Below are 22,887 nucleotides of genomic sequence, written 5' to 3'. Positions count from 1 at the left end.
CGCGTTTCAGTAAATACACCGGAAGCGAAAAAAAGGGGGGCTGTGCGGGAAAGATTTTTTTTAACGGTCGAACAGGCTTGTCAAAAGCGGGAAGGCAACAAGCAATGCCTGCCATTCAGGTTGCAGGCGTACATAATCACGGATAAAGCGGCTGGCTTTTGTCAGATGTTCTTTTACGGTATAATGGGAGATCTGCAGTTCCGTAGCGGCTTCTGCATAGGTTTTACCCTGCATTTTACACAGCAGGAAAACCTTTTTACGTTGAGGGGGTAACTTGTCTATCGCTCTTTCCAGCATATCCAGCTGAATGGAAGTGACTTCCCACTCCTCTTCTTCCGATTCCACTGTATCCGGCGCCAATGCTGCTAATTTCAGCCGCTGGCGCAGGGTGGAACGAAGATGGTTCAGGGAACGGTTATAACTTACCACAAACAACCAATTGCCGGCAGGCTGACCGGCCTGCAGTAATTTTCTTTTTTCCCACAGGCGGATGAATACCTCCTGCACAATATCCTGCGCAGCAGCGCTATCCTTCACCAGGTGAAGGATGTTGGCATACACGGCGGGAAAATACATGCGATAAAGGGCATCAAATGCAGCTACACTATCCCCCTGCAATGCTGCTACTAATGCTATTTCTTCTGATGCGTTGGAAGACATGCCTGTGAGCTTAATTTAATCCGGTCGGCAAATATTTAATTTTTTGGTTGAATGGCTATGCGGATAACGGCAAGTTAATATAAAATTAATCAAAAAAGGAAACGCCGAAAAGCGTTTCCTTTCCAATATATAATATAACCGGTATATTATTTCCCCGTCTTCTCAAACTCCGCCCGCCTGTTCTTTGCCTTACCTTCCGGCGTTGTACTCTCTGCCAGCAGCGCCGTTTTCTTCTTTTTATGATTAACATGGTAAGTATAGAATAATTTCCACTCCCCCTTATCATAACCCAAAACCCTTACCTTACAGCTATCCTTATCAGATGCAGGCTCATATTCCAGGTAAAGTACAGTGCGTGCACCTTTTACTAAAGGTTCCCTGAGCACCAGTGCCTTGATTTCATCTTTATGCAGATATAAATTCTCCACATCTTCCTGGAAACGCTCCTGCCAGTTCGGACCATGTCTTTGAGTTAAAATGGCATAAATGCTGTCATTATGTTTTTTCACACTGTCCTGCAGTTCCCAGGGTATCACACATCCGCCGACACTGTAATATTCAAATCCGTATTTTTTTGTACCACCGTCTATAACGTTTTCAGATAAGCCGGCAAGCCCCCAGCCAAGGACCTTCAGCAATGTATCCTGCTGTGCCTGAGCCTGAACGGAAAGAAAAACGAATAAGATGAGCATTAAACGTTTCATAGGCAGTCAAATGAGATTTCAATGCCATTTAAACAAAAATCACACCCAATTTGGGGAAAACTTCCCCAATTTTATCCCTTTTTTAATACCGGTACACCATTTGCTGCTACCTTTAACTGACTAAATGCAGCTAATGGAACCTAAGGAACAACCGGATAAACCCTTTATCTCAAAAAGTGCAGATGCCTTTTTCATCAGTGTATACGACATCTTCCGGTTCATTGCCCGGTTCTTTCGGGAGGCTTTCCGCCGCCCGCTGGAAGTGAAGGAGTTTATGCATCAGTGTTATATGATAGGCTACAAGTCGCTGGCACTGATCAGCCTTACCGGCTTCATCACCGGGCTTGTATTCACGAAGCAGTCCCGCCCCTCCCTGGCAGAGTTCGGCGCTACTTCCTGGTTGCCCTCCCTGATCTCCATTGCCGTGATACGGGCTTTGGCCCCTTTGGTGACCGCCCTCATCTGTGCCGGTAAAGTAGGCTCCAGTATTGGTGCGGAACTGGCTTCCATGAAGGTAACGGAACAGGTAGATGCCATGGAGGTATCCGCCATCAATCCATTTAAATACCTTGTAGTGACCCGGGTACTGGCTACCACCGCCTGCATCCCGCTGCTCATGTGTTACACCGCTGTGGTAGGCCTTGCTGGCTCCTACCTGGATGTACACCTGAATGAACAGACCAGCCTCATCGCATTTATACAGAAAGCATTTGTGAATATATCCTTCCTTGACCTGGGGGCCTCTCTTTTTAAATCTATTGTGTTCGGGTTCACTATTGGCATTGTTAGTGCTTATCAGGGGTATAATGCCTCACAGGGAACACAGGGCGTAGGTAAAGCTGCCAATGTTTCAGTGGTAATATCCATGTTCCTGATCTTTATCGAAGAGATCGTTATCGTTCAAGTTGTTAATTCGATCCGTTAAATAAATTATGAAACCATTCACGCCTGAAATAGATTTTGATAACACCGTGATCTCTATCAGAGGTCTCTTTAAATCCTTTGGCGACAATCACGTATTGCGGGGTGTTGACCTGGATGTGCACAAGGGCGAGAACGTTGTGGTACTCGGCCGTTCCGGTACCGGTAAATCCGTACTGATCAAGATCATTGCCGGCCTGCTGAAACCGGATGCCGGCACAGTGAATGTACTGGGGCTGGAAGTAGAACACCTGGATACCCAGTCTCTGCGGGAACTACGCATGAAAGTGGGTTTCTGTTTTCAGAACGGCGCGCTGTATGATAGTATGACGGTTGGGGAAAACCTCAACTTCCCACTCGTTCGCAATCAACCCCGCCTGAAGGCAGCACAACGGGCAAAACTGGTGGACACGGTACTCGATGCCGTAGGGCTTTCACAGACTATCGACCAAATGCCCTCAGAGCTTTCCGGCGGGCAAAGGAAACGTATCGGTATTGCCCGTACCCTCATCCTGCGCCCGGACATCATGTTGTATGATGAGCCCACCGCAGGCCTGGACCCTATCACCTGTACAGAAATTAATAACCTGATCAACGAAGTACAACGCCGCTTCAAAACCAGCTCAATTATCATTACGCACGACCTTACCTGCGCCAAAGTAACCGGCGATAATATTGCCGTGATGAAAGAAGGACAATTCATCCGGCAGGGAAGTTTTGACACCGTCTTTGCCACCGGCGATGACCTGATCAAAGAATTCTATGACTATAATTTTATTCAGTAAACTATGAAAGATAAGACTACTAAAAGAACGGTGATCGTAGGCATATTTATCCTCCTGGGAGTGATCATCTTTGCCGTGGGCATACTCACCCTGGGCGGACAGCGCAAATCCTTCGTTCAATCCGTAAAAGTGAAAGCGATCTTTCATGATATCGGCGGCCTGGCAAAAGGTGATAACGTATGGTATTCCGGCGTAAAAGTAGGTACCATCAAAAGCATCACCTTCATCAACCACAGCCAGATAGAAGTATTGATGAATATAGAAAAGGCATCCCGCGAGTTCATTCATAAAGATGTAAAGGCCAAGATCAGTTCAGACGGGCTGGTAGGTAATAAGATCATTGCACTCACTGGCGGTACCACTACCGTTCCGGCTATTGAAGACGGGGATATCATTACCGTGGAAGTAGCCATCAGCACAGATGAGATCATGAACACCCTGCAGGTGAATAACAAAAGCCTAGTAGAGATCACCGGCAACCTGAAGGTGATCACCGGTAAGATCATGAAAGGAGAAGGTTCCATCGGCAAGCTCATCAACGATGAAGCCATTTATAACGATCTGCAGGGCACTATGGCCACCCTTCGTAAAACTGCCGCCAATACCCAGATGCTGACGGAAGGCCTGGCAGAATACAGCGCTAAACTGCATACCAAAGGTACATTGGCAAGTGACCTGGTATCAGATACTGTAGTATTCACCAAACTGCGTTCTACCATTTCGCAAATGGAAACCATCGCGCAGGGAGTGGACAGCGTGGTGTTAAATCTCCGCGATGCCAGCAGCGGTGTAAAAGAAAACCTCCGCAGCAACAACAGCCCTGCAGGTGTTTTGCTGAATGACGAAAAAACCGCACAGGCATTAAAGCAAACTATCTCCAACCTGCAAAGCAGTACGGAGAAACTGGATGAAAACATGGAGGCGCTGCAAAGTAACTTCCTGCTAAGAGGTTTCTTCCGTAAAAAAGCAAAACGTGAAAAGAAAGAAGCTGAACAGGCAGCAAAAGCACCAACAGAACAGAAATAAAGATTATTGAGCCAGCTTTTATAATCATTCAGCCGCCGTTGTGTCACACACTTCGGCGGCTGAATGATTTTCGGCAGGTCCTGCTATTATGCCTTTTCCTTCCACACATGCAACAATACAATCGCCAGCAGCATGATCATCACCCCTACCCATTGCACCCAGCCTACCGGCTCCTGCAATACAATATGAGAGCAGATCACGGCTACCGGTAATTCCGCCGTCATCACAATAGCACTGATCCCAGCTCCTATTTTAGGGATTCCTTTTGCAAAGAGAACAGGTGGAATGATGGTGCCGAATAAAGAAAGGAACAAAGCCCATTTCAGTATACCCCAGTCAAAATGTTCCACTACTACTAGTTGATGCGCATTCACAATGAAAATGCTCAAGGCGGAACCCATCATAATAATGGTACTTTTCTTCAGCGTTTCCATCTGCTGCCCTATCCTGCTATTGGCCACAATGAAGCCTGCATAACAGAAAGCGGACAATAGCGCATATCTCAGGCCTTTTAGTGAAACATTCCCTGTAATGTCCCCACTGGCCAGAACGGTCCCAACCAGGATCAGCAGGGTAACAAAGCTCTGTATCCAACCCGGCCGTTTTTTAAAGAGCACCCAGTCCAGCAATATCCCCATCCAGGTACATTGCATCAGCAGCACAATGGCCAGAGAGGCTGGTATGTATACCACGGATACATAATAGAAGAAAGTAGTGAGCCCTATGGCTACACCTGTTAACAACACCGGCAAAGCCCCTTTAAAACCCTTTTCCCGGCTGAAAAGGAGTTGCAGCACAAAGAGTACAAGAAAACCTGTAAAGGCCTGGGAAAAGGAAATACCGGCAGCAGAATAGCCTTCCCGGTAAGCTAGTTTTACAAATGTAGAGAGGATGCCAAAGCTGCACGCCCCGGCAAAAACCATGAATATATACCTGGTCATTATTTTCGCTAATAAAATAAGTGATACATCAATTTTTCAGACAAATTGGTGCAGGCGAAAACAACCAGGCTCTTTTGAGTTGGTGAATGATCCGTTAATGAGAGTGGGATCGCTGGTTATTTTGCTTGCAAAACAACCACTGGAGGAGGCGTGCTGGAATATGTGAAATGCATATAGCCGCAAATTAAAACAATCGTTAATGAGAAACAAAAAATACACAAGAATAACGTGGTTTCACCTAAAATTCATAGCTTTATACACGATTTCCACGTATCCTAATACCGTACCGCACCTCCTGAATTAGTTCTATCAACTGATCAATTAATCCCAATTGAAATGAAAAGACTTTTACTTTTCTTATCCCTCTTCTGTGCAACTGAAATCAGTTATGCACAGAACTGCAACACACCACTGCGTATCGTTGTACTCGGATCCTCTACCGCCTGGGGAAACGGAGTACCTGTGCGGGACAGCGCATGGACCTTCCATTACCGGAAACACCTGAAAGCCACACATAACACGGCAGACACGGTGTACATCCTGGCCATCGGCGGGCACACCACGCATAACATACAGGCAACGGGCACACCCAATTACACCGTGGGCGGCATTACCTTTGCGGTAGACCCTAACAATAATATCACCAAAGCCATTTCACTGGCTCCCCATGCTATTATCGTGAACATACCATCAGAGGATGAAGCCCGCAATTTCCCGTTAACTGTACAGGTAGCCAACCTGCTCAAACTGAAACAACTGGCTGCACAAAACAACATCCCGCTGTGGGTATCTACCACACAACCACGCAGTAACCTCGGCAATGCGGCAGCACTACGGCTGAAGCAGATGAAAGATAGTATCAATCTGTATTTCGGGGATAAGGCTATCGACTTCTGGACCACCGTTGCCCAGTCAACAGGCCAAATAGAACCCGCCTACGCCAACGGGGACGGGCTTCACCTGAACTCTGCAGGGCAACGGATCCTCTTTACACGTGTGGCTGATAAGAATATTCCGCAGGCATTGTGCACACCTGCGCCGGTTACGCCGTTCCAATTAACCAGCTTTACTGTCAACAGGTTTGAAGATAAACTCAGACTTAACTGGCGCACTAATACGGAAACCAAAACGCTTCGTTTCATCATTGAAAGAAGTACGGACTCCACTAACTGGAGCAATATCGGCACGCAGAATGCTGCAGGTAATTCTGCTACTCCCAGGGATTACGAGTTCACGGATAATACGGTGCATTCATCTGCCAGGTATTACCGCCTGAATATGGAAGATTCGGCCAATGCACATTATTTCACACCTGGCGTAAAAGGTATACCGGACACTATTTATCATACACCTTTCAGATTATCTTCCTTTACGATCAGCCTGGTGGCCGGTAAACTGAAACTGGACTGGGGTACACTGCGGGAAAGCAATACCGTTAGTTTTGGTATTGAGCGCAGTACAGATGCCCAGAATTGGGTAAACATCGGCAACGTGAATGCAGCCGGCAGTTCCGGTAGCCCGATAAATTATTCCTTTACGGATAATAATCCCGCGGCCAATCAGCTGTATTATTATCGTTTGAACATGCTAGCCAGTGCCAACAGGCGTTTCTTCAGCAGTAATGTATCAGGCACCTCACCCGGCGTACCGCAGAACTGCACCGCTCCTATCAGGATAGTGCTGCTAGGTTCTTCCACCGCATGGGGTAACGGCCTTGCCAGCAGAGATAGTGCATGGGCCTTCAGGTACCAGCGTTGGCTCAAAGCCAATCACAACGCTGCCGATACGGTGATCAACCTGGCCAATGGCGGTACGAATACCCATACCATACAACCGGATGGCACTCCTCCATATACTGTAAGCGGTCTCACTTTCTATGTAGATCCCAACAGCAATATCAGCAGGGCCGTTGCTTTGAACGCGGATGTGATCATCATCAATATGCCTACCAATGACGAAGCCCGTAATTTCCCAATGACCCAATCAAGGGACAATTACCTCGTGCTGAAAGCATTTGCGGCACAACATAATATCCCATTGTGGGTAACTACTACCCAGCCAAGAGGTAACCTGGGTGTGGCTGCGGGCGTAAGACTGCGCCAGTTCAGGGATACTACCATCAAATATTTCGGCAGCAAAGCCATCGACTTCTTTACGGGTCTGGACAGCAGCAACAATAATATTAAAGCCATTTACAACAGTGGCGATGATGTACATTTCAACTCTGCAGGTCATAAGATCCTCTTTGAAAGAGTGGTGGCTGAAGGCATTCCTGATACACTCTGTGCAGGTGGTGGTGCACCACAGGGTTTAGCGCGTACCATCGTGTATGGTGAAGATATAGTGGAAGAACCGGCCTTATCCATCTTCCCTAACCCTGCCAGCAGGATTGTAACCTTACCTGGTGTAGCCGGCAGAGAATATGTGCTGGATGTATTTAATGCGCAGGGCGTAAGAGTACTTTCCGTGCAAAGGGCTACCACCAACAGGCTGGATGTAAGCGAATGGAAAACAGGGGTCTATTTTATCATCATCGATAATAAACACCGGTATAAACTGGTGAAGATATAATGAACAATAAAGGCTGAACAAGTTGTTCAGCCTTTATTTTATTCCGCCATATCCTGTTTGCGCCCGATCACTTCTTCCCGTAATAATCTGTTCACATCAATAAAAGGTTCTTCCAGCAAAAACACCTTTGTTTCATATTCACGGGCCAGCTTATTCCGGATCATGCCGGCCAGGCTTATTTTATTAAAGAAGATCTTTTCCCGCCTTCTTTCCGGATCCCTGTCCCAGGTATCTTTTATCAGTATCACATACCGGATCGGTTCATCCAGTTTGAACCAGTTCATATAATCCGCATTAAAGGAAACCGCCTGCAGGCCTTTAACCTTAGTATAGTAATTGATAGCACCTGCCTGACCATAGTTATCTGTAATGATACATATATTCGCTTTGGCAGGGATAGTAGCATATACAGAATCCACAATGCCCGCCAGCTCCTTCCAGCCCTGCATATCCGCAAAATCCTGTGGCAGATCATGGTTCTTTCCATCCTCCCACCTTAAAATGCCAAATGGCGCAAAACGCTCCTTCTTCATCACCATTTTCTCCGGGGAATACACCGGGAACATTAAAGGGATGGTGGGTAGGTAAAGCAATACGATAAGTACCGGTAATGCAATCTTCATCCATCTTTTAGTAAAGATCACGCCGATGTACACACAACCCAAAGCCAGTTGCACAGGATACAATCCAATGGAATAATAGCTCTTTGCCTTGAAGTACAGGAAGAGCAATAAGGTAAAAACAAAGGTGAAACCTATCCAGGCATATTTCCGGAATGGCTTGTGGAATATATACGCAGCAATAATAGCCACAAGGATGAGGGTGTCACAAACAAAGAATAGCCACTGGCTCTTCAGGAAATCTATCCGGCTGACATTTACCAGTTGCCTTTCTGCCAGTTCTTTCATGTGGTGTATCACCGGGAACTGGTTTTGGACCTGCCAGATGATATTGGGTGAAACAATCACCAATGCCAGCAGTATCGCGAAGTACAAATGTTTATTGGCAAATATTTTCCTTTGTGGCGTTACGATCAATGCAGGTACCAACCCCATCACCAGGAACAGGATGCTGTATTTGTTCAGGAAACCTACAGCAAGGCAAACTGCGGCAGCATACAGATACTTTGGTTTTTCATGATTAAAATAACAAATGAAAAAGTAGAATACGGCCGTCCAGGAAAGGATATCAAAAGTATTAGGCTGGAATAAGAGGTCCAGCCGCTGAATGGCCGAGCAAAAAATGGCCACGCACACCAGGAATTTAGCATATAGGTTTCCCTTCAGTTCTTCCACGATCAGCCAGGAGAAGATCAAAGTACCACAGCCAATGATAGCAGGGATCAGCCTTACCCATATTTCCCCGTTACCCAGCAACCTGATCAGCCAGGCAAAGAGGGAAGTAACAGGCGGTACAGATAAATAACCGGGAGCCAGGTGAGCGCCCTGGTCCAGGTGCAGGAATTCATCCCTATGCAGTTCGTATATAGGATTTACCAAAAAGAAAACAAGGATCAGTTTCAGGAGGATAAAACCTAAAAGGATGTAACGTTCGTTTTTGGGCTTATACATACTTTAATATACGGCAGAATTTCCAACCCTCCGTTTTTTGGATTATTTTGGCTGCCTTAACGAACCACGCTACATGATGAAAAAACGCTCTTTCTTATTTCTGCTTTTAGCTTGCTGCAACCTCTTTGCTGCCGCACAGTTCAAAAACCCGGTATTTGATCATGATTTCCCGGACCCGAACCTGATCAAAGCTAAAGACGGTTATTACTACGCCTATTCCACCCAAGCCAACTGGAAGCGGGATAGCTTAGGCGGCCCTTACATTATTCCTATTCTCCGTTCAAAAGACCTGGTGAACTGGCAGTTCGTAGCACCTGCGCTCAGCCAAAAACCATCCTGGAAAAAAGCTGGTGGCATATGGGCGCCGGATGCGGCGGAATATAAAGGGAAATACCATCTCTATTATTCCTTTTCCACCTGGGGCGATCCTGATCCCGGTATTGGCCTGGCTGTCAGCGATAAACCCGAAGGGCCTTTTACAGACAAAGGCAAAGTATTCCTGAGCAAAGAAATAGGTGTGGCTAATTCCATCGATGCATTTTTCATAGAAGACAAAGGCAAACCCTATCTCTTCTGGGGAAGCTTCCATGGTATCTACGGCGTACAGTTGTCAGATGATGGCACCAAAGTGAAAGGAGATACCTTCCGCATTGCCGGTAATGCCTATGAAGCCACTTATATCTACAAACGTAATGGTTACTACTATTTCATTGGTTCCGCAGGCTCCTGCTGCGAAGGCGTTAAGAGCCGCTATCATTTGAAAGTAGGCAGGGCCACTTCCCTCAAAGGCCCCTACCTCGATCAATCCGGCAAACCACTGTTGAATAATGGCGGCACCCTGTTGCTGGAAGCCAATAAAGGAGAAGAAGGGTTTGCAGGGCCGGGGCACAATGGTGATATTATTACAGATAAAGCCGGAGATACCTGGATCCTGTATCATGGATACAGAAAAGAGAACGATAAAAAAGGCCGGGTAATGCTGTTGGATAAAATAACCTGGGAAAACAACTGGCCGGTGATGAAAGGTGCCGTACCCGGGTTGGACACGCAAAAAGCACCCCTGTTTTAGCCTGTCGCATTACCCCCTGAATTTGTCAGATTCGGCCACCTTGTTGTAGCAGGAATTACTTTAGTTTTGAAGATAATCAATCACCTAAAACTAATTATCATGGCACTAGTTAATCCTTATCTGGCATTCGATGGCAACTGCGAAGAAGCCTTCAATTTCTACAAATCTGTTTTCGGCGGTGAATTCTTAGGAGGCATTTCAAGGTTCTCGGACATGCCTGCAGAACATTATTCTCCCGGTCAGGAAAACCAGGTGATGCACGTGATGTTACCACTGGGTAACGGCACCTCCCTGATGGGCAGTGATACGCCCGGCCCGGAAGCTGCCGGAAAAGATCATAACGTTTCTATTGCCGTATCTCCGGATAGTGAAGAAAATGCACGCCATATCTTCAACGGCCTGCTGGCCGGCGGAACAGTGATCATACCAATGGACTTTGCTCCCTGGGGAGCACTTTTTGGAATGCTTATTGATAAATATGGTTTTAAATGGATGGTGAATTACGATACAAGTAAGAAATAATTCGCTGCGTTAGCTGTGCCATTTTTGCACAGCTAACGTTCTTCCTGCCTCCCAACCAAGTCCACATCAAGTCCACCCTATCTCCACATCAAGTCCACATTAAGTCCACACTATACCCTACTGAGGCCCGTAGTCTCCATATTATCTGCCCATACATCCCCCATAGCAGAAGCTGCTAAAATCCAATGAATATTCATCAAAAACGGCAACTATACGGCTCCCTCCGTAACCTAATTTTATCCTACATACTAGCTATCAGCTTTCCCTGAAATACTGTTGATGAAAAACATCAACATGCGGATGCCTTTGCCAAATCTGATACATGTCAAACAGACAATTAATATTCCATAGATAAACGTTATGACCGTCAGCAACTGGATAACCAATTAAACCATTTTAAAACCAAAACTAAAAAGCAGCTTATGATAAACACAACTACTGTTGTAAAAGCAATGTGCATACTCCTGCTATGCCTCACCAGCCATGGCTTGCAGGCAGCGGTGCACCTTGCTCCCATCACTGTATCAGGTATCATTACAGATAAAGCCACCGGCGATCCCGTACCCGGCGTTACCGTACGCATAAAAGGGACCTCGGCAGGCGTTACTACGAATGAAAGCGGGTATTATAAAATAGAAGCCCCCGGCAGTGAAAGCATTCTCGTTATTTCCATTACCGGTTACGCCACGCAGGAAGTAGCAGTAGGTACCCAGTCCACCATTAATATTTCACTCAGCACCAAAGCATCTGACCTGGATGAAGTAGTGGTGATCGGATATGGTACACAACGGAAAGGGGATGTGACCAGTGCCGTGGCCAGCGTGAAGTCGGAGAACTTTGTGAAAGGCTTTGCAAAAGATGCCGGGCAGCTGATCCAGGGTAAAGTAGCAGGACTGGCCGTTACTACGCCCAGCGGTGATCCCAATGCCAATACACAGATCTCCCTGCGCGGAAACAGTACATTAATGTCCTCAACCTCTCCGCTTGTACTGATAGATGGTATCCCCGGTTCGCTCAATACCGTATCACCGGAAGATATTGAATCCATCGATGTATTGAAAGACGGTTCTGCAGCTGCGATCTATGGTACACGTGGTACCAATGGTGTAGTATTGATCACCACCCGCAAAAAAGGCAGCAGGCCGGCCACTTTATCTTATGAAGGTTATGCCAGTATACAAACCATCGCCAGGAAAATGGAGTTCCTGAACGCTGATGATTACCGCAGGCTGCTGGCAGAGGGTTTCTTTGTTCCTACAGCAAACGAAAAATGGAACTACGGCACTTCTACGGATTGGCTGGATGAGATCACACGCACTCCGCTCAGTCACACACATAATATCACCCTGCAGGGAGGTAATGCTCAAACCAATTACGTGGCTTCTGTGAACGTCCGCCAATGGCAGGGGCTCTTTAACCGCTCTGAAAACCAGCAGCTGATCGGCCGTGCAGATATCAATCATTCCATGCTGGACAATAAACTGAAGTTCAATGTGAACGTGATCGGCCGCAACCGTAAATTCTTTGCGGCACCCAACTATGCTTATATCTACCGGCAGGCTATTATCAGAAATCCAACAGACAGTGTATATACCTATGATGGTAAATGGCGGGAAGATCCCAACGGCTACAACTATGATAATCCCGTTCGCCCCATTGAAGAAGTGGATGGTGAAAGCAGGGCCACCGAATTGCGCTTCAACGGTAATGTGATCTATTCCCCGCTAAAGGATTTCAATATTAAACTGCTGCTCTCCAGTTCTAAAACCAGCGAGCTCACAGGTTACTTTGAAACATATGATCACCGCGCCTCCGTGATCAATAACCGCAAAGGTTATGGTTCCCGTGGTACCGGTTATTTCCAGGACAATCTCCTTGAACTCACCGCAGATTATTCCAAAACATTCAGTGGTCATAAATTCACGATCCTGGGTGGTTACAGCTATCAGAATGTTACACGGGAAGGTTTCAGCGCATGGAACTCTGACTTCCCTTCAGAATTATATACTTACAACCGCCTGCAATCCGGCGATGCTGTATCCAATCCTTTTGCCACCACTGGTATGCGCGGCGTATCCAGCTATAAGAACAATTACAAGCTGATCGGTTTCTTTGGCCGTTTGAATTATTCCTGGGAAGATAAATACCTGTTAATGGCCACCCTGCGGCACGAAGGTTCTTCCAAATTCGGGGTGAACTATAAATGGGGGACCTTTTCCGCATTTTCTGCCGGATGGCGCATCAGCCAGGAAGGATTCCTCGCCGGCAGTGAAGTAGTGAACGATCTGAAGATCCGCGCCGGATATGGTATTACGGGTACCGTACCCAATGATCCCTATATGTCGCTCATAGTACTGAACTATAACAGCGACAGCCGCTTCCTCTACAACGGCACCTGGATCCAGCCGCTGGAACCTAACCGGAACCCCAACCCTGACCTGCGCTGGGAAAAGAAAGAAGAGATCAATGTGGGGCTGGACTTCTCCTTATGGAACAGCCGCATATCCGGTTCACTGGATGTTTATCAGCGGGATACAAAAGACATGCTGTATGACTTCCCCGTACCGGTGCCACCCAACCTCTTCGGTTCCACCCTCGCCAATGCAGGCCGTATGCGTAACCGCGGTGTGGAAGTATTGCTGAACTATGAGATCATCCGTTCAAAGGATTTCAGCCTGACCAGCAATATCACGTACATGAATAACAAGAACACGCTCCTCAGCATCTCTAACGACCTGTATAAGACCACGAATGATTTCTTCTTTGCAGGCCATACAGGAGAACCCATCCAGCTCACCACCCACCGCGTGAAAGTAGGCGAGCCCATCGGTAATTTCTACGGCTACAAATCCATCGACATCGATGAAAACGGCCAATGGATCATTGAAGGCCAGGATGGAAAACCCAAACCTATTGATGATGCTGTACCGAACGACCGTAAAGTATTGGGTAATGGTATTGCCCGCCATACGGCCGGCTGGAACCTTGGTTTGCGTTACAAACAATTCAGCCTGGGCCTCAACATGCGCGGCGCATTCGGCTACCAGATCCTGAACTTCCAGCGGATGTACTACGAGAATCCTACCATCAAACAATACAATATGCTGAAAACCGCATTCGACAAAATATACGGTAAGGAGCAGCTCGCCAATCCACTCGCCTATGTTTCCCACTATATAGAAAATGGTGATCACTGGAAGCTGGATAATATAACAGTAGGGTACGACATCAATGTTTCGCGCAGCAAATACTTCAAATCGGCGAAGATCTATGTATCCGGCCTGAACATGTTGGTGCTCACGGGATATAAAGGCATAGACCCTGAGATCAGCCGCCTTGGCCTGGATGCAGGGAATGACTCACGCGATAAATATCCTACTACCCGCACCTTCACTTTCGGTACGAACATCACTTTTTAACCTTCTAAACGAAAAGAATATGTACAAGAAAATATTGATCCTGCTATTCCTGATCGTTCCGGCAGGTTGCACCAACCTGGAAGAAGAAGTATTTGATATCGTACAGGAATCAGACTATCAGCCCGGCGCTGGAGATATTCCTTCCATCATGGCACCTGCTTATACCGTATTGCGTGGTATGTATGCAGGCTGGCAGGGAAACTTTGACCTGCAGGAAGAACCCGGTGATGCCATCGTTACACCTAACCGCCCTAACGGATGGTACGATGCAGGTACTTACCAGATCATGCATAAACACGACTGGCCGGCTAACCAATGGCAGCCGGAGAATGTCTGGCGGCAGGCCTATTCCGGTATCAACAATGTGAACCGCATCATTTTCCAGATAGAAGAAGGCAAGATACCCGTTACCACCGGTAAAGAAAGTCTCATTGCAGAACTCCGTGCAGCCAGGGCCTTCTACTATTCCGTACTGGTAGATACACATGGCAATGTGCCCATTGTTACCGATTTCCGTGATGGTTCCGCTCCAAAGCAAAGTACCCGGCAGCAGGTATTTGATTTTGTTATTAAGGAACTGAACGAAACCATGCCGCTTTTAAGCACCGAGGTTTCCAAATTAACCTATGGCCGTGTGAACAGGTGGGTGGCGAAGGCTATCCTGGCCCGGCTTTATCTCAACGCACAGGTGTATACCGGAGTTGCCAAATGGGATGAATGCATCGCTGCATGTGACGATATTATCAACAGCGCCAAATATACCCTGGAGCCTTTGTATAAAACCAGTTTTCTAACGGAAAATCAAAACTCTAAAGAGATCATTTTTGCCGTACCATATGATGAGATCTTTGCGTCACAGAACTCTATCCATATGAAAACGCTGGCTACGGCTCACCGGAATGTGCTGAACATGGCAACACAGCCCTGGGGCGGCAACTGCGCAGTACCACAGTTCATTGATACATACGATGCAGATGATACCCGCCTGAAAGATACCTGGATCATGGGGCCACAGTACAATGTTACTACCGGCGCGCTCGTGCTCACTTACAGAAAACAGGTACCCAGCCTTAACGGAACAGATTATTTCGATGGTTACCGCATCGGCAAATACGAGATCAAGGTTGGTGCACGGGGTGGGCTCAGCACAGATTATGTGATCTTCCGCTATGCGGATATCAAGATGATGAAAGCGGAATGCCTCTTAAGAAAAGGCCTCTCCGGCGATGCAGCATTACTCGTCACTGAAGTGCGGCAAAGGGCATTTGCCACCACCAACCCTGCAAAAGCTACTGTAACCGGTGCACAATTGCTGATGGGAAGTGTATACCAGTATGGATACCAGGAACTGAATGGCAGCATATCAGGACTGGAAGGTGGTGCAGATATCCAGTTTGGACGGTTCTATGATGAACTGGGTTGGGAATTCGCCGCAGAGGGGCACCGCAGGGCGGATATGATCCGTTTTGGTGTATTTGCCCGGAAAACATGGTTTAATCACCGTGCCAAGAATGATGGTAAACTCAGGATCTTATTCCCGATCCCACAGGCCGAAATTGATAAAAACCCGAACCTGGTACAGAATCCCGATTATAGATGATAAATCAGTCAAGGAAAGCAGCAAAAGAAAAGCCCGGTGTTCACGCCGGGCTTTCTTATTACCATGGATCTTACTTCATTTTATTCAACACCTTTCCACCAGGCCTTAAAGGTCTGCGAAGGATTGCTGAGATACACCACTTCTCCGATCATAGGTGTTGCCAGGCGGTAAGGCTGCCCGGCCGAAAGTTCAGAAACCTTTATCAGCGGTTCATCCCAGGCATGTTTGCCTAAAGTGAATTTAGAATTATGTACGGGCAGCATATTTTTTGCTTTCAAACCCAGGGTAGCCTGTACCACTTCTTCGGGTAAAAGGTGCACGGACTGCCAGGCTTTATCGTACTGCCCGTCCTCCATGATCGCCCAATCCACCGGGCCGAATTTCTCTCCCATTTCCGCAAACCTCCCATCATAACCACCATCGCCGCTGATATAAATTTTCAGGTCGGGTGATTGTATGAGGTAAGACATCCATAATGATTTACCGCGGATAAAACCTCTGCCGGATTCATGGTGGGAAGAACCGGTATGTATCGTAAAACCACTGTCTGCAACAACGGTTTCATACCAGTCTTTTTCTATGATCTGTTCAGGCGCATATCCCCAGTATTCAAAATGTGCGCCTACACCTAAACCGCAAACCACATGTTTTACTTTATCCTTTAACGCCACCACTGTTTCATAATCCAGGTGATCGTAATGATCGTGCGAAATGAGTATGTAATCTACAGGGGGCATATCTGCTGCCGTATAGGTATTGCTCCCCTTGTAGGCTTTCACGGAACCTGGCAGTGGGGATGCCTTCCCACTGAAAGTAGGGTCTATGAGGATCTTTTTCCCGTCAACCTGCAGGAATACGGATGAATGCCCGAACCACACCGCTACATTACTGTCTGCCGGTAACTTAAACAGGTCTGTTTTGATGGAAGGAAGTGCAGCAGCAGGCTCCCGTCTTGGATACGATGTAAAAACGGTTTTATAAACCTCTCCGATGATACTGTAACCTTCCGTTATTGTAGGCCTTTCCACCCGGTTGCGAAACCGCCCTTCTTTGTAATGCGGTGAGCTTTCTATCCTTGCCAGTCTTTCACCGGAAGGCGCTTTACCGAACTGCGGCTGGCGCATATAGAAATAAGTAACTACTATCAACAAAAGGATGAGCAGGAACAAGATCCCCGTTATCCATTTAATTATTCTGAAAGTTCTTTTCATGGCACTGCAATCTAGTTACAAATCCGGAAACCTGTTACCAGGCTTTCCGCTGTAACCAGTATCGCTGCCACAAAATTCCATAGAAAAAAGCACAGGCTGCTTTGTTAGAAAGATCTATTTACTTTGTTGGGAAGCCGGCCGGGGCAGGTTAAAACTCTCCCGGCAGCGTGATCTCTTTCATAAATACTTCGAGGTTATCCAAAGACCGTTTATACTTTTGTTCCAGCTCTTTCTTTTTCCCAAAGCGGAAGAGGAACTCTTTAAAAACATTCATCTTTTCATAATACTCCAGCGTTAACACCGTAGTGTCCGGCCCTTTTTTCTCCATGATATAATTCGTAGCCTGCTGGTTATTCTGTTCCGTTTCACTAAACAGTATCCTTGATTCCGGATGATAGGAAAAACCGCTCGAATAATACAGTGTCTCCTGCCCGTTTGCCAGCTCCCCGCGCAGCAGGCTTCCTACGCCCGGGATCAGGTGGCTCACCTCCTTTACATTCAGCACACCTTCCATCCAGTGCTCCCGGAACTCGTAATGCACAATGGTAAAAAACACCTTCTTGATCTCTTCATTAAATTCTTTGGTGATGGAAACCAGTTTCACTTTATCCTTTACTTCCAGCTTCGGCAAGGGGTCTGCCAGTATCTCCTTTTTAAGCTGGCCCAGTTGCGTATAATGGAAAGAGACCTCCCCTGTTTCTGTTTGCCGTACACTCGTATTCCACTGCATCCATTCCCTGAAATCCGCGGGTTCCTGGTCCTGCAGCATATTGGAGGTCACCAGCCAGTATTCATGCTGCTGGATATCGTTCTTCAGTAACTGATGCGCTACAATCACATCCTTCCCGATCAGTTTAGAGAAGTTCTTTACATTGTACTCTGTGAATTCACCATAATGGGTGATCACTTTCAATGAAAGGTCGATGGCAGATATGCAGGCATGGCATTGGCAGATCTTACGGTGATCGTAATTGATCAGGTAACGGTGGAATTCACAGAACATCTTTTCCACCTGCTTGTACAGCTCGCGTAACTCAGCCGGTTTCCCGAACTTATAAAAGAGGATGGCATCTCCTTCTATCTCGGAGATCTCCAGGCCAATTTCGTTGGCGTTGATGAGTATTTCCAGCAGGTCTTTAATAATATACCTGCTATGTTCAATCTCAGCCTCGTTAACAAATTTGGAAAAGCCACTGATATCGGGAATAAAAAGCAGGCCCCTGTTTTCCATCGCTTTTCTTTTTGAGTTATAAAATCCGGAGAGCAATAATTAGGTCACCGCTGCAATATAATTAATTATTTTTTCGCCCGAAATTTGTTTACTTAAACGTTTAAGCATATTTTTAGTGCATGAAGAAGAAGGTCTCCTTAAAAGATATTGCCCAGGAAGCCGGTGTATCTACCGCGCTGGTATCTTATGTACTTACCAATAAAGAGGAGAAAGCAAGAGTAGGCCAGGAAATGGCCAAAAAGATCCGCAAAATAGCCCGCAAGCTGAACTATCAGCCCAACCACATTGCCCGCAGCCTTAAAAGCGGCCGGTCGGACACCATTGGGCTGATCGTAGCAGATATCTCCAACCCCTTCTTCGCCAACATTGCCCGCACCATCGAAGACGAAGCCAAACGGAATAACTATACCGTGATCTTCGGCAGCTCTGATGAGAATGTGGACAAATCAAGGGACCTGATCAATGTACTCCTGAACCGGCAGGTGGATGGGCTGATCCTCATTCCCACGGAAGGTTCCGAACAGCAGATCAAAAACCTGCAGAACCAGAACGTGCCTTTTGTGCTGATAGACCGGTATTTCCCGGACATCCCCGCCAGCCACATCAGCATCAATAACTACGAATCTGCCTATAATGCTGTTACCCATCTCATTAAAATGGGCCGTCAGCAGATAGGTATGATTGCCTATAAAACAGCCCTTCATCATATCAGCGAACGCAAACGCGGATATACGGAAGCCCTGGGTGAAAAGAAAAGCCAGATGAAACTGGCCCGGTATTCCCACCTGAAAGAAGATATCAAACTGGCTATCGATCAATTGCTCAAGGCGCGCAAACCCGCAGACGCCCTCTTTTTTGCCACCAACAGCCTGGCCATTGAAGGACTGAAATACATTAATGAACTGGGCATCCGTGTACCGGAGGAACTGGCCGTAGTAAGCTTCGATGAAAGTGAAGCATTCGACCTCTTCTACTCCCCCGTTACCTACGTAAGGCAACCCATCCTGGAAATGGGTAAAACAGCCGTGCGCGTATTGCTCGATCAGATAAAAGACGCAGAGAAACCCGCAGAACTGATCTGCATTGATACAGAACTCGTGATCAGGAGATCCTCCGGAAAAAAGTAAGCATAACTAAATAAACTATTATTGCTTAATCGTTAAAGCACAACACGTAAATTAAAACACTGTATGAAAAAACTGTTCCTTCTCTCCATGGCGGTCTGCTTTAGCTGGACGGCCTTCTCCCAACAAACCTTTAACGGGCTGGACATGAACCTGGGTAATCTCTCCCGCCTTTCAGACGCAAAAACGCGTTCTATCAGTCCGGAGAACTTCACCGGCGAACCCGGCAAAGGCGGTATGGCCACACTGGATCAGGGCAATGCAAAAAATGCCGCAAGAGACCTGGGGCAGGGTTGGAAAGTGAATCCATACATTCATATTGAACCGGGTAAAACAGTTACCCTCGCAGAGATCAATGGCTCAGGCGCTATCCAGCACATCTGGATGACACCTACCGGTAACTGGCGCTATTCCATCCTCCGCTTTTACTGGGACGATGAAACCACTCCTTCCGTGGAAGTACCTGTAGGTGATTTCTTCGGCATGGGCTGGGGTGAATATGCACAGATGAACTCCCTCGCCGTTACCGTAAATCCCGGCAGCGCATTTAACTGCTACTGGTCTATGCCCTTCCGTAAAAAGTGTAAGATCACCATGGAGAATATCAATACAGAACGTATGACGCTCTACTACCAGGTAGATTACACACTCACACCGGTGCCGGAAGACGCTGCTTATTTTCATGCGCAGTTCCGCCGCAACAATCCTGTAAAAGGTGCTGAGTTCACTATGATAGATGGTATCAAAGGAAAAGGCCATTACGTAGGAACTTACATGGCATGGGGTGTGAACAATAACGGCTGGTGGGGTGAAGGTGAAATTAAATTCTTCATGGACGGCGATAACAAATTCCCGACTATCTGCGGCACGGGTACAGAAGATTATTTCTGCGGTTCCTACAACTTTGACAACAAGGGTAAGTACCAGGAATTTTCCACACCCTACGCCGGCCTGCACCAGGTGATACGGCCGGATGGATTATATAAATCGCAGCAACGTTTTGGCCTGTACCGCTGGCATATCATGGACCCGGTGCGTTTTGACAAAGAGCTGAAGATCACTATCCAGGACCTTGGCTGGCGCAGCGGCGGACGTTACCTTCCGCAGCAATCGGATATCAGCAGCGTAGTGTTCTGGTATCAGCGTGAACCGCATGCTCCTTTCCCCAAATTACAGGCAAAAGACGAACTCGAAGTAAACTAACAACACAGATGAACCAAACAGGATCACAGATCATCGGCAATCATTTCAGCAGTGAGGGCGATAGTACTTTTCGTGCTTTCGCACCACAGCAGCAGCAATGGTTACCGCAGGAATTCAGGGAAGCAACACCCGGAGAAATTGACCAGGCAGTGAAACTGGCCGCGCAGGCTTTTACCATATACAAAAAAGTGCCTGCACAACAACGTGCCGCTTTTTTAGAAGCCATCGCAACAGGTATAGCAGCCTTAGGAGATGAATTGATCAATACCGCCTCGGCAGAAAGCGGCCTGCCACTGGCACGCTTACAGGGAGAAAGAGACCGTACTGCCGGGCAGCTGCGTTTATTCGCCACCATGATCTCGGAAGGCTCCTGGGTGAACGCACGCATCGATAAAGCAACGCCGGATGTACGGCAGATGCAGATACCGCTTGGCGTAATTGGCATTTTCGGGGCAAGCAATTTCCCCTTGGCATTTTCTGTTGCCGGTGGTGATACCGCCGCCGCACTGGCTGCAGGATGTACGGTAGTGTTCAAAGCACATCCTGCGCATCCGCACACTTCTCATCTTGTTGCCAATGTGATCCGCACCGCCGCCAATGATACCGGCATGCCGGAAGGTGTATTTTCGTTAGTACATGGTGCCTCCATTAATACCGGCCAGCAACTGGCAGTTCATCCGCAGTTGTCTGCCATCGCTTTTACAGGCTCATTCAGGGGCGGCAAGGCCCTCTATGATACAGCCACCCGTAGAGCAGTGCCCATTCCTGTTTATGCAGAAATGGGCAGCGTAAACCCGGTTTTCTTTCTGCCCCGCGCATTGAAAGAAAAAGGAGAAACATTAGCTGCACAGTTTTTACAATCCCTTACCATGGGTGTGGGCCAGTTCTGTACCAACCCGGGCGTATTCATTACACCCGCGGAAGATGAACTATTCCTCAGCACCCTGCAAAAAGGAATCGCAGCAATGCCCACCGGATGCATGTTAACTCCCGGAATCCTGGAGGCTTACAACAGCGGTATCAACAGCCTGCGGCAGGCAGGCGCCCAATTATTAGGAGCAGCGTCTGCCACCGCACACCAGGCATCTCCCGCCCTCTTACAGGTAAATGCCACACAGGTGCTGGATAACCCATCCCTCTGCCATGAAGTATTCGGCCCCTCTTCTTTACATATCAGCACCAACAGCAAAGAAGAACTGTTCCGGCTCGCCCATGCACTGGAAGGGCAACTCACCGCCACTATTCATGGTACGGAAGAAGACCTCCGCGAATACACGGAACTGGTGAATATCCTTAGAGAAAAAGCAGGCAGGATCGTCATCAATGGTTTTCCTACAGGCGTAGCCGTTAACCACGCCATGGTACATGGCGGCCCATGGCCAGCTACCACACCCGCAGCAGGCACCTCCGTTGGCAGTACTGCCATCTATCGTTTCTGCAGACCTGTCTGTTACCAGGACTTCCCCGCTTACCTGTTACCGCCTGAGCTGCAGGACGAAAATCCACTCGGCATATGGCGCTTATTTAACGGAAACTTTTCTAAAACATAATTTATCTATGGACCTGGGATTAAAAGATAAGATCATCATAGTAACAGGTGGCGCCAAAGGGATCGGTGCAGCTATTTCAGCCGTACTCGCCGGAGAAGGTGCCTTTCCTGTGATCATCGGAAGGAATGAATCAGATAACCTGCAACACCTGGCCCAAATCGGAAAAGGCTGGCAGATAACTGCTGAACTCACTGACCCCGATACCTGTAAAGCAGCGGTAGAAGCTATCATACAACAATATGGAAGGATAGACGGGTTAGTGAACAATGCCGGTATCAATGATGGCGTTGGGTTGGAATCCGGTTCTTACGAAGGCTTTATGCAATCCCTTCACCGCAACGTAGTGCATTACTATCTCATTGCACATCATGCCCTGCCTTACCTTAAAAAGAGCAAAGGTCCTATTGTGAACATCACTTCCAAAACCGCCGAAACAGGCCAGGGTAATACCTCCGGTTATGCTGCTGCCAACGGAGGCAGGAATGCACTCACCCGTGAATGGGCAGTAGAACTACTCCCCTACAGCATCCGTGTAAATGCCGTAGTAGTATCGGAATCATGGACACCTTTGTACGAAAGCTGGATCAATACTTTTGCCGATAAAGAAACCAAACTCGCCAACATTGTGGAAGGTATACCATTGGAAAAAAGAATGACCACGCCGGAAGAGATTGCACAGATGGTTACCTTCCTGCTGTCTGAAAAGTCCAGCCACACCACCGGCCAGCTGATCCATGTAGATGGCGGATATGTGCACCTGGACAGGGCTTTAAAATAGA

General features: G+C 47.4%; 18 protein-coding genes. 12 read left to right on the top strand and 6 right to left on the bottom strand.

Annotation, left to right across the window (positions count from 1 at the left end):
- Nucleotides 1–60: 60 nt before the first annotated feature.
- Together AAHN97_RS08230 and AAHN97_RS08225 are read right to left on the bottom strand one after the other, a co-directional pair.
- A complete protein-coding gene (locus AAHN97_RS08230) occupies nucleotides 61–660 on the bottom strand; it encodes an RNA polymerase sigma-70 factor (RefSeq protein ID WP_343307092.1) in 600 nt (199 codons plus the stop codon).
- Nucleotides 661–806: 146 nt separating this feature from the next.
- Complete coding sequence (locus tag AAHN97_RS08225; RefSeq protein WP_343307091.1) at nucleotides 807–1,364, bottom strand: hypothetical protein; 558 nt, start codon at nucleotides 1,362–1,364, stop codon at nucleotides 807–809.
- A 133-nt stretch (nucleotides 1,365–1,497) separates the two neighbouring features.
- On the opposite strand from AAHN97_RS08225, the gene AAHN97_RS08220 reads away from it, so the two are divergent.
- From AAHN97_RS08220 to AAHN97_RS08210, 3 genes are read left to right on the top strand one after another with little or no spacing between them, the layout of a single operon-like run.
- Nucleotides 1,498–2,289: an MlaE family ABC transporter permease gene (locus AAHN97_RS08220; protein ID WP_343307090.1), complete on the top strand. Its 792-nt coding sequence runs from the start codon at nucleotides 1,498–1,500 to the stop codon at nucleotides 2,287–2,289.
- Nucleotides 2,290–2,296: 7 nt separating this feature from the next.
- Entirely contained in the window at nucleotides 2,297–3,070 is a 774-nt protein-coding gene (locus tag AAHN97_RS08215; protein ID WP_343307089.1) for an ABC transporter ATP-binding protein, read from the top strand.
- A gap of 3 nt (nucleotides 3,071–3,073) precedes the next feature.
- Nucleotides 3,074–4,096, top strand: a complete 1,023-nt coding sequence (locus AAHN97_RS08210; RefSeq protein WP_343307088.1) for an MlaD family protein — start codon at nucleotides 3,074–3,076, stop codon at nucleotides 4,094–4,096.
- 86 nt (nucleotides 4,097–4,182) lie between these two features.
- Here the strand turns inward: AAHN97_RS08210 and AAHN97_RS08205 are convergent, their stop codons facing one another.
- The gene (locus AAHN97_RS08205) at nucleotides 4,183–5,037 is read right to left on the bottom strand and encodes an EamA family transporter (protein ID WP_343307087.1); all 855 of its coding nucleotides are present in this window, start codon (nucleotides 5,035–5,037) and stop codon (nucleotides 4,183–4,185) included.
- A gap of 336 nt (nucleotides 5,038–5,373) precedes the next feature.
- Between AAHN97_RS08205 and AAHN97_RS08200 the strand changes: the two genes are divergently transcribed.
- The gene (locus AAHN97_RS08200; RefSeq protein ID WP_343307086.1) at nucleotides 5,374–7,608 is read left to right on the top strand and encodes a GDSL-type esterase/lipase family protein; all 2,235 of its coding nucleotides are present in this window, start codon (nucleotides 5,374–5,376) and stop codon (nucleotides 7,606–7,608) included.
- Between the two features lie 38 nt (nucleotides 7,609–7,646).
- Here the strand turns inward: AAHN97_RS08200 and AAHN97_RS08195 are convergent, their stop codons facing one another.
- The gene (locus tag AAHN97_RS08195) at nucleotides 7,647–9,179 is read right to left on the bottom strand and encodes a glycosyltransferase family 39 protein (protein ID WP_343307085.1); all 1,533 of its coding nucleotides are present in this window, start codon (nucleotides 9,177–9,179) and stop codon (nucleotides 7,647–7,649) included.
- 73 nt (nucleotides 9,180–9,252) lie between these two features.
- On the opposite strand from AAHN97_RS08195, the gene AAHN97_RS08190 reads away from it, so the two are divergent.
- The 4 genes from AAHN97_RS08190 (at nucleotide 9,253) to AAHN97_RS08175 (ending at nucleotide 15,789) form a co-directional block, all read left to right on the top strand.
- A complete protein-coding gene (locus AAHN97_RS08190; protein ID WP_343307084.1) occupies nucleotides 9,253–10,248 on the top strand; it encodes a family 43 glycosylhydrolase in 996 nt (331 codons plus the stop codon).
- Between the two features lie 99 nt (nucleotides 10,249–10,347).
- A complete protein-coding gene (locus tag AAHN97_RS08185) occupies nucleotides 10,348–10,770 on the top strand; it encodes a VOC family protein (RefSeq protein WP_343307083.1) in 423 nt (140 codons plus the stop codon).
- A 422-nt stretch (nucleotides 10,771–11,192) separates the two neighbouring features.
- Nucleotides 11,193–14,189 (top strand): SusC/RagA family TonB-linked outer membrane protein, encoded by a 2,997-nt coding sequence (locus tag AAHN97_RS08180; protein ID WP_343307082.1) that lies wholly within the window; start codon nucleotides 11,193–11,195, stop codon nucleotides 14,187–14,189.
- 19 nt (nucleotides 14,190–14,208) lie between these two features.
- Nucleotides 14,209–15,789, top strand: a complete 1,581-nt coding sequence (locus tag AAHN97_RS08175) for a RagB/SusD family nutrient uptake outer membrane protein (RefSeq protein WP_343307081.1) — start codon at nucleotides 14,209–14,211, stop codon at nucleotides 15,787–15,789.
- A gap of 80 nt (nucleotides 15,790–15,869) precedes the next feature.
- Here AAHN97_RS08175 and AAHN97_RS08170 read toward each other — a convergent pair whose 3' ends face one another.
- Nucleotides 15,870–17,000, bottom strand: a complete 1,131-nt coding sequence (locus AAHN97_RS08170; protein WP_343307080.1) for an MBL fold metallo-hydrolase — start codon at nucleotides 16,998–17,000, stop codon at nucleotides 15,870–15,872.
- 148 nt (nucleotides 17,001–17,148) lie between these two features.
- On the bottom strand, nucleotides 17,149–18,231 hold the full coding sequence (locus AAHN97_RS08165; RefSeq protein ID WP_343307079.1) for a DUF2652 domain-containing protein: 1,083 nt from the start codon (nucleotides 18,229–18,231) through the stop codon (nucleotides 17,149–17,151).
- Between the two features lie 119 nt (nucleotides 18,232–18,350).
- Between AAHN97_RS08165 and AAHN97_RS08160 the strand changes: the two genes are divergently transcribed.
- The 4 genes from AAHN97_RS08160 to AAHN97_RS08145 all read left to right on the top strand — a co-directional run bounded on the left by AAHN97_RS08160 (nucleotide 18,351) and on the right by AAHN97_RS08145 (nucleotide 22,886).
- Nucleotides 18,351–19,358, top strand: coding sequence for a LacI family DNA-binding transcriptional regulator (locus tag AAHN97_RS08160; RefSeq protein ID WP_343307078.1), 1,008 nt, complete (start codon nucleotides 18,351–18,353; stop codon nucleotides 19,356–19,358).
- A gap of 63 nt (nucleotides 19,359–19,421) precedes the next feature.
- Nucleotides 19,422–20,558 (top strand): glycoside hydrolase family 172 protein, encoded by a 1,137-nt coding sequence (locus AAHN97_RS08155; RefSeq protein ID WP_343307077.1) that lies wholly within the window; start codon nucleotides 19,422–19,424, stop codon nucleotides 20,556–20,558.
- Nucleotides 20,559–20,566: 8 nt separating this feature from the next.
- Nucleotides 20,567–22,108, top strand: a complete 1,542-nt coding sequence (locus tag AAHN97_RS08150) for an aldehyde dehydrogenase (NADP(+)) (RefSeq protein ID WP_343307076.1) — start codon at nucleotides 20,567–20,569, stop codon at nucleotides 22,106–22,108.
- 7 nt (nucleotides 22,109–22,115) lie between these two features.
- Nucleotides 22,116–22,886: an SDR family oxidoreductase gene (locus AAHN97_RS08145; RefSeq protein WP_343307075.1), complete on the top strand. Its 771-nt coding sequence runs from the start codon at nucleotides 22,116–22,118 to the stop codon at nucleotides 22,884–22,886.
- Nucleotide 22,887 lies beyond the last annotated feature (1 nt).

Source organism: Chitinophaga niabensis (genome assembly GCF_039545795.1).
GTDB lineage: Bacteria > Bacteroidota > Bacteroidia > Chitinophagales > Chitinophagaceae > Chitinophaga > Chitinophaga niabensis_B.
The sequence above is the reverse complement of the archived record's forward strand: the minus strand, read 5'-3'. Positions and strand labels throughout refer to the sequence as shown.

Coding starts and splice junctions, on each gene's coding strand:
- AAHN97_RS08230 (WP_343307092.1), bottom strand. CDS start 660: ATGTCTTCCAACGCATCAGAAGAAATAGCATTAGTAGCAGCATTGCAG.
- AAHN97_RS08225 (WP_343307091.1), bottom strand. CDS start 1,364: ATGAAACGTTTAATGCTCATCTTATTCGTTTTTCTTTCCGTTCAGGCT.
- AAHN97_RS08220 (WP_343307090.1), top strand. CDS start 1,498: ATGGAACCTAAGGAACAACCGGATAAACCCTTTATCTCAAAAAGTGCA.
- AAHN97_RS08215 (WP_343307089.1), top strand. CDS start 2,297: ATGAAACCATTCACGCCTGAAATAGATTTTGATAACACCGTGATCTCT.
- AAHN97_RS08210 (WP_343307088.1), top strand. CDS start 3,074: ATGAAAGATAAGACTACTAAAAGAACGGTGATCGTAGGCATATTTATC.
- AAHN97_RS08205 (WP_343307087.1), bottom strand. CDS start 5,037: ATGACCAGGTATATATTCATGGTTTTTGCCGGGGCGTGCAGCTTTGGC.
- AAHN97_RS08200 (WP_343307086.1), top strand. CDS start 5,374: ATGAAAAGACTTTTACTTTTCTTATCCCTCTTCTGTGCAACTGAAATC.
- AAHN97_RS08195 (WP_343307085.1), bottom strand. CDS start 9,179: ATGTATAAGCCCAAAAACGAACGTTACATCCTTTTAGGTTTTATCCTC.
- AAHN97_RS08190 (WP_343307084.1), top strand. CDS start 9,253: ATGATGAAAAAACGCTCTTTCTTATTTCTGCTTTTAGCTTGCTGCAAC.
- AAHN97_RS08185 (WP_343307083.1), top strand. CDS start 10,348: ATGGCACTAGTTAATCCTTATCTGGCATTCGATGGCAACTGCGAAGAA.
- AAHN97_RS08180 (WP_343307082.1), top strand. CDS start 11,193: ATGATAAACACAACTACTGTTGTAAAAGCAATGTGCATACTCCTGCTA.
- AAHN97_RS08175 (WP_343307081.1), top strand. CDS start 14,209: ATGTACAAGAAAATATTGATCCTGCTATTCCTGATCGTTCCGGCAGGT.
- AAHN97_RS08170 (WP_343307080.1), bottom strand. CDS start 17,000: ATGAAAAGAACTTTCAGAATAATTAAATGGATAACGGGGATCTTGTTC.
- AAHN97_RS08165 (WP_343307079.1), bottom strand. CDS start 18,231: ATGGAAAACAGGGGCCTGCTTTTTATTCCCGATATCAGTGGCTTTTCC.
- AAHN97_RS08160 (WP_343307078.1), top strand. CDS start 18,351: ATGAAGAAGAAGGTCTCCTTAAAAGATATTGCCCAGGAAGCCGGTGTA.
- AAHN97_RS08155 (WP_343307077.1), top strand. CDS start 19,422: ATGAAAAAACTGTTCCTTCTCTCCATGGCGGTCTGCTTTAGCTGGACG.
- AAHN97_RS08150 (WP_343307076.1), top strand. CDS start 20,567: ATGAACCAAACAGGATCACAGATCATCGGCAATCATTTCAGCAGTGAG.
- AAHN97_RS08145 (WP_343307075.1), top strand. CDS start 22,116: ATGGACCTGGGATTAAAAGATAAGATCATCATAGTAACAGGTGGCGCC.